The sequence below is a fragment of the Celeribacter indicus genome (assembly GCF_000819565.1).
GTDB classification, from domain to species: Bacteria; Pseudomonadota; Alphaproteobacteria; order Rhodobacterales; family Rhodobacteraceae; genus Celeribacter; species Celeribacter indicus.
The window spans coordinates 4,415,949-4,428,585 of the sequence record NZ_CP004393.1; the positions used below are offsets into that span (position 1 = coordinate 4,415,949).

At 67.1% G+C, this 12,637-nt stretch carries 11 protein-coding genes; 5 read left to right on the forward strand and 6 right to left on the reverse strand.

Going from position 1 to position 12,637, the window contains the following annotated elements:
• Nucleotides 1–5: 5 nt before the first annotated feature.
• The 4 genes from P73_RS21550 to P73_RS21565 form a co-directional block, all read right to left on the reverse strand.
• Nucleotides 6–3,383: an efflux RND transporter permease subunit gene (locus P73_RS21550; RefSeq protein ID WP_043871168.1), complete on the reverse strand. Its 3,378-nt coding sequence runs from the start codon at nucleotides 3,381–3,383 to the stop codon at nucleotides 6–8.
• 2 nt (nucleotides 3,384–3,385) lie between these two features.
• Nucleotides 3,386–4,867, reverse strand: coding sequence for an efflux RND transporter periplasmic adaptor subunit (locus tag P73_RS21555; RefSeq protein WP_043871169.1), 1,482 nt, complete (start codon nucleotides 4,865–4,867; stop codon nucleotides 3,386–3,388).
• Nucleotides 4,868–5,005: 138 nt separating this feature from the next.
• Nucleotides 5,006–5,548, reverse strand: coding sequence for a molybdenum cofactor biosynthesis protein B (gene moaB, locus P73_RS21560; protein ID WP_043871170.1), 543 nt, complete (start codon nucleotides 5,546–5,548; stop codon nucleotides 5,006–5,008).
• Between the two features lie 9 nt (nucleotides 5,549–5,557).
• On the reverse strand, nucleotides 5,558–6,346 hold the full coding sequence (locus P73_RS21565; RefSeq protein WP_043871171.1) for a uracil-DNA glycosylase: 789 nt from the start codon (nucleotides 6,344–6,346) through the stop codon (nucleotides 5,558–5,560).
• A gap of 141 nt (nucleotides 6,347–6,487) precedes the next feature.
• On the opposite strand from P73_RS21565, the gene P73_RS21570 reads away from it, so the two are divergent.
• The 5 genes from P73_RS21570 (at nucleotide 6,488) to P73_RS21590 (ending at nucleotide 10,685) form a co-directional block, all read left to right on the forward strand.
• On the forward strand, nucleotides 6,488–7,447 hold the full coding sequence (locus P73_RS21570) for an aspartate carbamoyltransferase catalytic subunit (RefSeq protein WP_043871172.1): 960 nt from the start codon (nucleotides 6,488–6,490) through the stop codon (nucleotides 7,445–7,447).
• Nucleotides 7,444–7,965, forward strand: a complete 522-nt coding sequence (locus P73_RS21575; protein WP_043871173.1) for a hypothetical protein — start codon at nucleotides 7,444–7,446, stop codon at nucleotides 7,963–7,965. Before P73_RS21570 ends, P73_RS21575 begins: the two co-directional genes overlap by 4 nt.
• A gap of 310 nt (nucleotides 7,966–8,275) precedes the next feature.
• On the forward strand, nucleotides 8,276–9,541 hold the full coding sequence (gene pyrC, locus P73_RS21580; RefSeq protein WP_043871174.1) for a dihydroorotase: 1,266 nt from the start codon (nucleotides 8,276–8,278) through the stop codon (nucleotides 9,539–9,541).
• Nucleotides 9,542–9,580: 39 nt separating this feature from the next.
• The gene (gene plsY / locus P73_RS21585; protein WP_043871175.1) at nucleotides 9,581–10,165 is read left to right on the forward strand and encodes a glycerol-3-phosphate 1-O-acyltransferase PlsY; all 585 of its coding nucleotides are present in this window, start codon (nucleotides 9,581–9,583) and stop codon (nucleotides 10,163–10,165) included.
• Nucleotides 10,166–10,262: 97 nt separating this feature from the next.
• Nucleotides 10,263–10,685 (forward strand): DUF805 domain-containing protein, encoded by a 423-nt coding sequence (locus P73_RS21590; RefSeq protein WP_043871176.1) that lies wholly within the window; start codon nucleotides 10,263–10,265, stop codon nucleotides 10,683–10,685.
• On the opposite strand, the gene P73_RS21595 is transcribed toward P73_RS21590, so the two are convergent.
• Nucleotides 10,686–12,056, reverse strand: a complete 1,371-nt coding sequence (locus tag P73_RS21595; protein WP_043871177.1) for a glutamate--cysteine ligase — start codon at nucleotides 12,054–12,056, stop codon at nucleotides 10,686–10,688.
• A 78-nt stretch (nucleotides 12,057–12,134) separates the two neighbouring features.
• Nucleotides 12,135–12,629 carry a hypothetical protein gene (locus P73_RS21600; RefSeq protein WP_139267084.1) on the reverse strand — a complete coding sequence of 165 codons (495 nt, stop codon included), beginning with the start codon at nucleotides 12,627–12,629 and terminating at the stop codon, nucleotides 12,135–12,137.
• Between the last annotated feature and the right edge of the window lie 8 nt (nucleotides 12,630–12,637).

Below are 12,637 nucleotides of genomic sequence, written 5' to 3' on the forward strand. Positions count from 1 at the left end.
CGCGCTCAGACGGTTCGCCGCGCCCCCCGCGCCATGACCAGCGCGGCAATGCCATAGACCGCGACGAAGAACACCAGCAGCCCCAGGACGAAGATGCCCAGCGCCGTCCAGACGCCCCCGCCTCCGAATAGCGCGGGCAGCGCGCCGCGGAGCATGACCTGTCCCAGCGTCGCGATGAACCACAGAAGGGTGAAACCCGCAGCGGCGACAAGGATCTGACCGACGCGGCCAAGCCGGCGCGGACGCCCCAGCGCGCGGCGCATGGCCGCAACCTGACGCCCCACGTCGAGCTGAATCACGAGGATCGCGGGGATCAGCACCAGCACGATCGCCATTCCGAAGCCGAGACCGTAGGCCAGCGTGATCACCGTCGGCTTGAGGAACAGCGCATCCGCCGACCGTTCGTAGAGCAGCGGGCCCAGCCCCAGCACGGTCGTCATCGTCGTCAGCATCACCGGGCGCAACCGGTCCGCGGCCGCGTCGATCACCGCCGGCACGAGCCCCCGGTCGCGCGCATATTCGTCCACGGTGGAGACGAGGACGATGGAATCGTTGATGATGATCCCGGTCATGCCGATCAGCCCGACGATGGAGAACATCGACAGCGCCATGCCCCAGATCGCATGCCCGTGGACCGCGCCGATGAGTCCGAAGGGGATCACCGACATCACGACGAGCGGCCGCGTCCAGCTCGAGAAGATCCAGGCAAGCGTGAGATAGATCCCGACGAGCACGCCGCCGAGCCCCAGCACCGCATCGGAAATGAACTGGTCTTCCTGTTCGGACAGACCCGCGACGCGGTGGGTGATGCCGAATTCCTCGTCGAGCGCAGGAAGGATCTCGGTCGAGATCGCCTGCTGGATCTCGCTCGCCCGCGCCGCGCTGTCCTCGCTCAGATCGCCGTAGACGGAGACGATGCGCAGGCCGTTCTCGCGCCGGATGCTCGCGAACCCGGTCCGGCGCTCGACCGTCACGATATCGGAGAGCGGGACGTAGTCGCCGGTCGCCGTGCGCATCTGCGTCCGGTCGAGGAAATCGGCGGTCAGTTCGTCCTCCGGAAGCTCGACGCGGATGGCCGCGGTGCGCATGCCTTCGGGGAAGGTCGCCGCCTCGATCCCGCCCAGGCGGTGCGACAGCACGGAGCCGAGCGCGTCGGTGGTGAAGCCGAGCGCCTCGCCCTGCGGCGTCAGCTCCAGGATCAGCTCCTCCTTGTCATAGGACAGGTTGTCCTCGAGCCCGGCGACCTCGGGAAATTGTGCGAGCCGTGCCTTGAGCGCCTCCGCCGCAGCCTTCAGCGTGACGGTATCCGCGCCGTAGAGTTCCACGTCGATGGCATCCCCGCCGGGACCGAAGAAGCCGCGCTGGAAGGAGACGGTCTCCGCGAGCGGATGGTTCACGACCTCCTCCTGGAGATCGGCGACGAAGGCGAAGGAAGAATAGGGGCGCAGGTCCGGATCGGACAGTTCGATGGTGATCCCGCCGAGCTGGTAGTCCTCCTTCGTATCCGCGCCCTCGAGGCCGCGCCCCGCGTTCGAGCCGATCTGCCCGATGGCATAGACCACGGGATTGGCGCCATACTCTTCCTCGTAGCGCGCGCCGACCGCATCGACGGCACGTTGCAACTCATCCAGCATCTCGCGCGTATCCTCGCGCACGGCACTCGGCGCCATCGCGAAATTGCCGGAGATCACCGGCTGTTCGGGCGAATTGAAGAAGCGCCATTGCACCTGCCCGGTGACGAGCAGCGATATCTGCGACATCAGCACGAGAACCGCGAGCGCCACGACCGGATAGCGCAGCCTCACCGACCAGATGAGGAGCGGACGGAACAGGCGTTCGCGGAAGATGCGAAAGCCCTTGTCGATCTGCCGCGAGGGCCAGTCGTACCAGTGGCTGCGCCCATGGCCGGCAAGCGAATGGCTGAGGTGATTGGGCAGGATGATGAAACATTCCATGAGCGAGGCGATCAGCACCACGATCACGGTGAAGGGAATGTCCGCGATCATCTCGCCGAAACGCCCGGAGATCGCCGTCAGCCCGAAGAAGGCGATGACCGTCGTGACCGTCGAGGAGAAGACCGGCGCAAACATCCGCCGCGCGGCGTTCTCGGAGGCCTCGACTGGCCCCTCGCCCAGCCGGCGCACCCGGAAATCGGCATGTTCCCCCACGACGATGGCGTCGTCCACGACGATCCCCAGCGTGATGATCAGCGCGAAGAGCGAGATCATGTTGAGCGTGAGGCCCGCGGCATACATGAGGGCGATGGCGGTGAGCATCGCGACGGGAATGCCGGCCGCAACCCAGATCGCAGTGCGCGCGTTGAGAAACAGGAACAGCAGCGCAAGGACGAGCCCGAGTCCCATCGCGCCGTTCGACAGCAGCAGATCGAGCCGCGCCCTGATGGCCTCCGCCCGCGTCTGGTAGAGATCGAGCGTCACGCCCTCGGGCATGGTGGCCGCCATCTCCGCCGCCACCTCCGCGACCGTGTCCTGGATCGCGATCGCATCGCCCTTGTCGGAACGCGCGACCTGGACAGACACGGCCGGATTGGGTCCGACATAGAAGGCCTCGTTGCGGTCCACGCCCTCCACCCGGATCGTCGCCACGTCGCTGATGGTCAGTTGCGATCCGTCCTCGTTGGTCTTCAGCACGATGCCCGCGATATCCGCCGCGGCGCGCCGTTCCACCCCCGCGCGCACCCGCGCGCCGCCGGTGCCGACATTGCCCGCGGGACTCGTATCCGCCTCGGCCGCGATGGCGCTCGCGATCTCCGCCATGGTGATATCATGCTCGATCAGGTTGAGCGTCGGCACCTCCACGATGGTCTCGCTCGCCGCGACGCCGGAAATCGTCGTGCGCGTCACACCCCTGGCAAAGAGCCGCGCGACGAGTTCGTCGGCGAACCGCGCAAGCTGGTCGAGGCCGACGGGACCGGTGATCGCAACATCGGTCACCCGGTCCGTCCAGCCGCCCCAGGTCACCACGGCGTCGTCCGCGCCCTCCGGCAGTTCGGTGATCGTGTCGATCGCCGCGTTCACGTCGTCGGCCGCCCGCTGGATGTCCCAGCCGGGTTCGAATTCGAGCCGGATCGTGCCGCCGCCCTCCCTTGAGGTGGCCGAGCTTTCGACCACACCTTCAACGGCGAGCAGGGTGGGCTCCATCACCTGGATGATCGCGTTGTCGACATCATCCGGCCCGGCGCCTTCCCAGACGACGGAGACCCGCACGGTGTCCACCACCACATCGGGGAAATATTGCGACCGCATCCGGGGCAGCGCCGTCAACCCCGCCGCGAGCAGCAGCACGAGCACAAGGTTCGCCGCCGTGCGGTGGCGGGTGAAATAGGACAGGATGCCCCGCGCGCGGTCGAGCCCGATCGCCATGCTCAGCTCCCCATCCGCTCTTCGAGCCGCGTCACGAGATCGGCGGGCACTTCCTCTGCGGCGAGCTGTTCGCGCACGCGAACGCGCATCTCCTCGGGCATGCGACTGTTGCTTTCGACGAAGTCGATCAGCCGCACCCGCTGTTCCTCGGTCAGCGTGACCATCTCCGCCGCCCCGCCATCCGCGGGGTCGCCCGCCCGGAGCTCCGTCTGTGTCTCCGCCCCGTTGATGCGCACGCGGATGCCTGCCCCGAGCAGCGGCGAACGCTCCGCGACGATCTGGCGGCCGGCAACCGGCGTGGCGGCGACGATCACGTCGTCACCCTGGCGGCGGAGCGTTTCGACCCTGACCTCCTCGAGCCGGCTCTGCGCGGTCACGGCGAGCACGGTTCCGTTTGCGGCCACCGCCGTCGCGGGCAGTAGGGCGACCTCGTCGAGCATGGGCTCCTCGATCCGGACCGTCACGAAATCACCCGGCCGAAAGCCGGCCGCGTCATCGAGACGGGCATAAAGCATCCGCCCCGTCTGTCCCGCGGCCACGGCGGCGCTTTCGCGGACCACCTTGCCCGTCGCGACGAGATCGAGGCCGGAGACATCGAGTGTCGCGCTCACCGGCATGTGCGGCAGCGCCCCGCGGTCCACGACGAGGCGCGCATATTGTTCGGTCGAGATGCGAAAGGCGACCTCGAGATCGCCGGGAGCGATCAGCGTGGCGAACTGTTCATTGCCGCTCAGGAGCGTGCCCATCGCGCCGGAGACCTCGCTCAGCACCCCGTCGAAAGCGGCCGTCACCGTCATGTCGTCGAGCGTGCGCTGCATTTCATCGCGGTCGATCTCGGCGCGCAGCACATCGGTGCGGGCGGTGTCCACCGCGGTCTGCGCATCGGCGAGGGCCTGGCGCTTGGACAGCACGGACTGGCGCGCGGAGGCCTCGGCCAGCGCCGCATCCTCGAAGGACAGGGAGCTGCCGATGCCGCGGTCCAGAAGGCTCTGCTGCCGGTTGAGCGCGCTCGTGCGCAGATCGAGCTGGGCGCGGGCGGCGGCGAGGTCGTCTTCGGCGATCGACAGCGCGCGTTCCGCATCGCGCAGCCCCGCCTGCGCCTCCAGAAGATCCGCCTCGGCCACGCGCAGCGCGGCGGAGGCCTCCGCCGGGTCGATGCGCAGGATCACCTCGCCCGCCCGCACCGCCCCGCCCTCCTCGAACATTTCGGCAAGGTCCACGATCCGCCCGGCTGCCGGCGCGCGCAGTTCGAGCGTGCGCCGCGCCTGTACCGAACCGTAGCTCGTCAGCACAGGCGTGAGCGTCGTCGGTGTGACCTCCACCACATTGACGGCGAACTGACGTTCCTGCCCTTGCGGCGGCAGGCTTTCAGCGGCCAGACGTTCCTGCACTGCCGAATAGAACCGGAAGCCGGCTGCCAAGAGCAGCGCGACGGTCAGGGCGACCAGAAAAAGGCCCGTCAGGGATCGGCGGAGAAAGCGCATTCGGTTCAACCTCGGATGTCAGAGCGCGGACGTCGGTCTCGGGCAACGGGTCCGGCAGGCATACCGGATCGCCATTGAAAAATCATACGCATGGCGGGTCGTTTTCCGTCACGGTAAATTTTCACGTCTTTGAGAGGGTCACTTCCGGCGCCGGTGTTCGTCGAGACGTGGGAAGATCTCGACGAAATTGCAAGGCCGGTGGCGGTAGTCGAGCTGCCATTTCAGGATCTCCTCCCAGGCGTCCCGGCAGGCCCCGGTCGAGCCGGGCAGCGCGAAGAGATAGGTACCGCCCGCTACGCCGCCGGTCGCGCGCGACTGCACCGCCGACGTGCCGATCTTCTGCATCGACACGAGGGTGAAGACAGTGCCGAAGGCGTCGATCTCCTTTTCATAGACGTCGCGATGCGCCTCCACCGTCACGTCGCGTCCGGTGAGCCCGGTGCCGCCGGTGGAGATCACCACGTCCACGTCCGGATCGTCGATCCATGCCTGAAGCGCCGCGCGGATCGCAGGCCGATCGTCGGTGACGATCTTCCGGTCCGCGAGCTGGTGTCCGGCCTGCGCGATCATCTCCACGAGGGCTCCGCCGGAACGATCCTCCGCGATGCCACGCGTGTCGGACACGGTCAGCACGGCGATGCGGACCGGGATGAAATCTCTCGTCTCGTCGATACGGGACATGGTGTCACCTCATGCGAGCGCGCGCAGCCGCGCCTGGATCTCGAGCAGGTCGGCCCAGGCCTCCCGCTTCGCGGCGGGCGTGCGCAACAGATAGGCCGGATGGGTCATCGGCATCGCCGGCTTGCCCAGAACCGTCTGCCAGTTGCCCCGGAGCCGCGTGATCCCGGCCCGGCCCAGAAGGGCGGTGCAGGCCCAGTTGCCCATGAGCACGAGCACATCCGGGTCGGCCAGTTCGATATGCCGCAGGAGGAACGGCTTCAGCATCGCGATTTCCTCCCGCGTCGGATCGCGGTTCTCGGGCGGGCGCCACGGGATCGGGTTGGTGATGTAGAGCGCATGCTCGGCATCGGGCGCGGTCCGGTCGAGGCCGATGGCCGCGAACATCCGGTCGAGGAACTGGCCCGAGCGCCCGACGAAAGGCTTGCCCTGGATGTCCTCCTCGCGCCCCGGCGCCTCCCCGACGATCATCACCCGCGCTTTCGGATTGCCATCCGAGAAGACGAGATTGCGCGCGCCGCGTTTCAGATCGCAATGCTCGAACCCCGCCACGGCGTCGCGCAGCGCCTCGAGCGATCCCGCCGCCCGCGCAAGCGCAAGCGCCTCCGCCGCCGTGTCGACCTTCTCCTCCGGCGCCGGAACGGTGGCCGGACGTGCCTCCGCCGACGCGGCCGGCTTCGGACGTTCCTGCGGGATCTCGTAGCGATTGACAGGCGTCTCCCCGATCGCCTCGTCGGCGCCGAGGTCGATCATCCACTCCAGAAGAGCGTGGGCCTGCCAATAGTCGGGTTGAGTCTCCATGACGCGACGCTACCCGCTGCACGGCGCAAGGTAAATCTGTCACCGGATTCTTTGTGCCCGCAAATCTCCGCCCCATTGCCGCGCCGCGCCCGCTTTTCTATAACGCGGGTCAGGTCGCGCGTTCTGTTCGAGAGGGGCATCATGGCATTCCGGCAAAAACACCTTCTGGGCATCGAACCGCTGCATCCGACCGAGATCACGACGGTCCTCGACGTGGCCGAACGCTATGTCGAGCAGAACCGCCGCACGGACAAGCATTCCGACGCGCTGAGGGGCCTCACCCAGATCAACATGTTCTTCGAGAACTCGACGCGCACGCAGTCCTCCTTCGAACTCGCCGGGAAGCGGCTCGGCGCGGATGTTATGAACATGTCGATGCAGGCTTCCTCGATCAAGAAGGGTGAGACGCTGATCGACACGGCGCTGACGCTGAACGCGATGCATCCCGACCTGCTCGTCGTGCGCCATCCGCATTCGGGCGCGGTCGACCTTCTGGCGCAAAAGGTCAATTGCGCGGTGCTTAACGCAGGCGATGGCAAGCACGAACACCCGACCCAGGCGCTTCTCGACGCGCTGACGATCCGGCGGGCAAAGGGGCGGCTTCACCGGCTCAACATCGCGATCTGCGGCGACATCGCCCATAGCCGCGTGGCACGCTCCAACCTCATTCTGCTGGGCAAGATGGAGAACCGCGTGCGTCTCGTCGGCCCGCCGACGCTCGTGCCGCAACAGTTCCGGGAGTTCGGCTGCGAGATCTACGACGACATGCGCGAAGGGCTTCAGGACGTCGACGTGGTGATGATGCTCCGGCTTCAGAAGGAGCGCATGGACGGCGGCTTCATCCCCTCCGAGCGCGAATATTTCTATCGCTACGGCCTCGATGGCGAAAAGCTGGGCTTCGCCAAGCCCGACGCCATCGTCATGCACCCCGGCCCGATGAACCGCGGCGTGGAAATCGACGGCACCATCGCCGACGACATCAACCGTTCGGTCATCCAGGAGCAGGTGGAGATGGGCGTGGCCGTGCGCATGGCCGCAATGGAGCTTTTGGCGCGCAACCTGCGTTCCTCCCGTGAAGCCACGGAGGGAACGATGGTATGACCGATGCACATGACATTCCGCAATCCGGCGCCCGGCTCGTCTGGGTCTTCTCCTATGACGGCACGATCGACGGGCTTGAAGCACTTTCACCCGAAGCGCTGGCCGAGGCGCTCGGCCTTCAGGCCGCGCCCGAGGAAAGCGCGGTCGAGTGGTTCGATGTGTCCACGCTCAACGACTACGGATTTTCCCGCTACCTCTCGGAGGCGAGCGGCATGGAAATTCGTGACGAGGCGGCTAAACTCGATGCCCTGGACGGACCGGTGCTTCTGGTCTTCTCCACGGGGCTAAACGAAAAGGACACGACTTTCGCGCCGAAACCGCCCTTCCGCCTCGTCGGTCGCTACGGCACGCCGGTCGAACTTCCGCCCCACACCGGTCTCGAGAGCATGAGCGCGGAGGGGCAGTTGCCACAGGGCGCGCCGCCCGCCAGCAATGCGCGGATTTCCGGCATGGTGGCGACGGTCGTCCTGATCTTCCTTGCGATCTTCGTCGTCGCCTTCGTCTGGATCGGCGGATGAGCGACGGCCGGGGCAAGCACACCCTCTGGCGGGATCTGCCTGACCGCGCCCTCCGCTGGCGCGCGTGGCATTCGCCCCTCGACCGCCGCCGCTGCGGTGCGACCGCGAGGCCGCGCGCCGGACGCACACCCGGCGGCATCCGCCTCACCCCCGCGTCCGGTGTGGGATTTGACGGCACAGGGTCCGGACCTTTTCGTTTTCTCGCAAAGGCGACGTCCCTCCCCTGTGTTGACAGCGCGCCGGGATTTTCCGACCTACCGGAGGCGCACGGCGGCGGCCGCCCGATCCGCGATATCCAGAGAGGCCAAGCATGACCATCTTCACCAATGCCCGTCTCATCGACCCCGAGGCGCTGACCGACGAAATCGGCTGGCTCCGGCTCGAAGGCTCCGCCATCGCCGAGCGCGGCACCGGTGCGCCGCCGTGGGGGGACAGCATCGACTGCGCGGGGAAATGCCTCGCACCGGGGATCGTTGATCTGGGCGTGAAGGTCTCCGAGCCCGGCGAGCGGCACAAGGAGAGCTTCGCCTCCGCCGGGCGTGCCGCCGCCGCGGGCGGGGTCACGACGATGATCACCCGCCCCGACACGCAAAGCGCCATCGACACGCCCGAAGTGCTCGAATTCGTACAGCGCCGCGCCGCCAGCGACGCCATGGTCAGGGTCCGGCACATGGCCGCGCTCACCAAGGGGCGCGAGGGGCGCGAAATGGTCGAGATCGGCTTCCTGATGGATGCGGGCGCGGTCGCCTTCACCGATTGCGATCATGTGGTCGAGAACACGAAGGTCCTGCAACGCGCGCTCACCTATGCGCGCTCCTGCGGGGCGCTCGTCATCGGCCATCCGCAGGATCCGGGACTGTCGCAGGGGGCGGCGGCGACCTCCGGCAAATTCGCGGCCCTCCGCGGGCTTCCGGCTGTATCGCCAATGGCCGAACGCATGGGCCTCGACCGCGACCTCGCGCTGATCGAGATGACCGGCGCACGCTATCATTTCGACCAGATCACCACCGCCCGCGCCCTGTCCGCCCTCGAAAGGGCGAAGGCCAAGGGGCTCGACGTGACCGCGGGCGTGTCGATCCATCACCTGACGCTCAACGAGCTTGACGTGGGCGACTACCGCACCTTCTTCAAGGTAAAGCCGCCGCTGCGATCGGAGGAGGACCGGCTCGCGATGGTCGCGGCGGTCGGATCGGGGCTGATCGACATCATCTGTTCCATGCACACCCCGCAGGACGAAGAGAGCAAGCGCCTGCCCTTCGAGGAGGCGGCCTCCGGCGCGGTCGCGCTGGAGACGCTGCTTCCGGCGGCGCTCCGGCTCTACCATGCCGGCCAGCTCTCCCTGCCGCAGCTTTTCCGCGCCATGGCGCTCAACCCGGCCAGCCGGCTCGGGCTCGACAGCGGACGGCTCGCCGAGGGCGCTCCCGCCGATCTCGTGCTTTTCGATCCCGACGCGCCTTTCGTACTCGATCGCTTCACCCTGCGCTCCAAATCGAAGAACACGCCCTTCGACGGCGCGCGCCTTCAGGGAAAGGTCAAGGGCACCTGGGTCGGCGGAGAGAGAGTGTTCGAGGGCTGATCGCCGCACGTTTCGCATATCCAGACAGGAAGACTCCAGATGATGATGCTCCTCACCGCCCTGCTCGCCTATCTCCTCGGGTCGATCCCCTTCGGCATCGTCATGGCGCGCCTCTTCGGCCTCGGCGACCTGCGCCAAATCGGATCGGGCAATATCGGCGCGACCAATGTGCTGCGCACCGGCAACAAGTTCGCGGCCTTCCTCACGCTGCTGGGCGACAGCGGCAAGGGTGCGGCGGCAGTGCTTCTTGCCCGCGCCCTCGTCGGCGAACAGGCGGCGGGCATCGCCGGGCTCTGCGCCATGCTCGGCCATCTCTACCCGCTCTTCCTGCGCTTCCGGGGCGGCAAGGGCGTCGCGACCTTCCTCGGCACGCTCATCGCGCTCTCCTGGCCCGCCGGGCTCCTGGCCTGTGCGACATGGCTTCTGGTGGCGGTCGTCACCCGTTATTCGAGCCTCTCCGCCCTTGTCGCCGCGCTGCTCGCTCCGATCTATACAGCGGTCTTCTATCACCTCCACGGCGCGCTTCTCGTGCTGGTGCTGACCGCGCTCATCTTTTTCAAGCACCGGGACAACATCCTGCGGCTGAAGGCGGGAACGGAAACGAAGATCGGCCAGAAGGGCTGAGGCCCCGGTGCGACCCCGAGCGGGCAAGCCCTTGAATTCCCCGCGGTTCGGCGCATGTCATGACGGAGAGAACGATCCCCCGACCAAGGAGTGAGCAATGGGCTTCCTGACCGCCATCCGATCCTGCTTCGAGAAATACGTCACCTTCTCCGGCCGGGCGCGCCGTGCGGAATACTGGTGGTGGGCGCTGTTCGTCATGATCGGCAGCCTGATCCTCGGCGGGGTCGACACGATCTTCTTCGGCGTTCCGGAGATCACGGGCCCGACGGCGGGGCTGTTCTCGCTCCTGACCTTCCTGCCGGGTCTCGCGGTCTGGGTGCGCCGCCTGCACGATGTCGGGCGGTCCGGCTGGTGGGTCTTCCTGATCGTGATCCCCCTGATCGGATGGATCGTGCTCCTGGTCTGGGCCGCGTCGCGCGGCGATCAGGGTGCGAACCGCTACGGAGCCGACCCGGTCACCGAGGCGGAGGACGGCCGTCCCCTGTCCGCCTCGGGCATTCCGCCGGTCGAGCGCCGCTGATCAGTAGGAATATTCCGCGAAGACACGGGTCACATCGCCGTTCCAATCGCCTTCGAACCGTTCGATCAGCTCGTCGGCGGGCGATTTTCCGGTGTCCACGCTGTCCTTGAGCGCGTTGAGGAAATGGGTCTCGTCCGGCACCATCCCGCCCGCGCCGGGACGGGCGCGCGCGGCAAGGCCCCGCTCCGCGATGGCGACGCTCTCGCGCGCGAGGTCGAGCATCTTCACCCCGCCGACCTCGGCCGCGAGCCCCTTCACCGAGGCGGCGACGCGCAGCTCCTGCCGGAAATCGGCACTCCATCCCCGCATGAGATCCGTGGCCGCATCGAGCGCCGACTGGTCGTAGAGCAACCCGACCCAGAAGGCCGGCAACGCGCAGAGCCGCCGCCACGGCCCCCCGTCGGCGCCACGCATCTCCATGTATTTCTTGATCCGCGCCTCGGGAAAGATCGTGGTGAGGTGATCGGCCCAGTCGCTGAGCGTCGGCTTTTCCCCCGGCATCGCGGGCAGTTCACCCTTCAGGAAGTCGCGGAAGGACTGGCCGAGCGCGTTGATATACTTGCCATCGCGATAGACGAAATACATCGGCACATCGAGCGCATAGTCGACATAGCGCTCGAACCCCATCCCGTCCTCGAAGACGAAGGGCAGCATGCCCGTGCGCGACGGATCGAGATGGCGCCAGATATAGGAGCGCCAGGACTTGTGGCCGTTGAGCTTGCCCTCACGGAAGGGCGAATTGGCGAAGAGCGCCGTCGCGACCGGTTGCAGCGCGAGCGCCACGCGGAACTTCTGCACCATGTCCGCCTCGGAGGCGAAATCGAGGTTCACCTGAACCGTGCAGGTCCGCCGCATCATGTCGCGCCCGGTGCTGCCGACCTTGTCCATGTAGGCGTCCATCAGCTTGTAGCGCCCCTTCGGCATCAGCGGCATGTCCTCGTGCCGCCAGTGCGGCGCCATGCCGAGCCCGATGAAACGCGCGCCGATGTCATCGGCCACCGACTGCACCTCGCGCAGGTGCTCGTTCACCTCGTCGCAGGTCTGGTGGATGGTCTCGAGCGGCGCGCCGGAGAGTTCGAGCTGCCCCCCCGGCTCGAGCGAGATGTTCGCCCCGTCCTTCTCGAGCCCGATGAGATATTCCCCCTCAAAGATGGGGTTCCAGCCGAAACGGTCCTGGATGCCCTCCAGAATGGCCTTGATCGACCGTTCTCCGGCATAGGGAAGCGGCGCCAGCGTATCCTTGCAATAACCGAATTTCTCATGCTCCGTCCCAATCTTCCACGCGTCTCGGGGTTTGCACCCGGACATGAGGTAAGCAACCAGATCGTCGTGGCTTTCGATCAGGCCGCCGCCGGATTGTGGAATGGACATGCGTGCTTCTCCGGAGCGTTGAAGTGTCCGCAAGACTTGGTTCATGCGTCTGGCGAAGTCAATCCATCCCTCGGGCGGTCAGTGCAGACGCGCTGTGCGTTTGCGCCAGATCACCACGGGACTGTCCGGCGCCTGTCTGATCTGCCGCAGCATCCGCTCCGTCTCGATCCCGTCGAGCGCCACGAAGACGTCGAAAAGCCGGTCCGCCCCGAAGGCGTCGAGCGGGATGCGCAACGGCATCTGGCCCGGCGCGTCCAGAAGCCAGGCCGCCTTGCCGTCGCCTTCCGGCAGGAGCATGACGGAGGTGAGGGCCGCGATCTCGGCCTGGCCGCCGCCCTGCGGGGTGAAATAGCTGACAACGCCCTCGTCCACCTCCACCGCACCGAAGCCGCCGCCGGTCGTGGCAAAGCGCGCCCGTTGCACCGCGGCGAGCACAAAGCCCGCGGAAATGAGCGTGAAGGCGAGAGCGACCCAGAAAACCGCGCCATAGGCGGCGAACGTCCACCACAGCAGGAGCCCCGTGAGCGCGCCGCCGGCGATCACCTCGCGCCAGCGCCGGAGGGCAGCTTTCACCTCGGGCC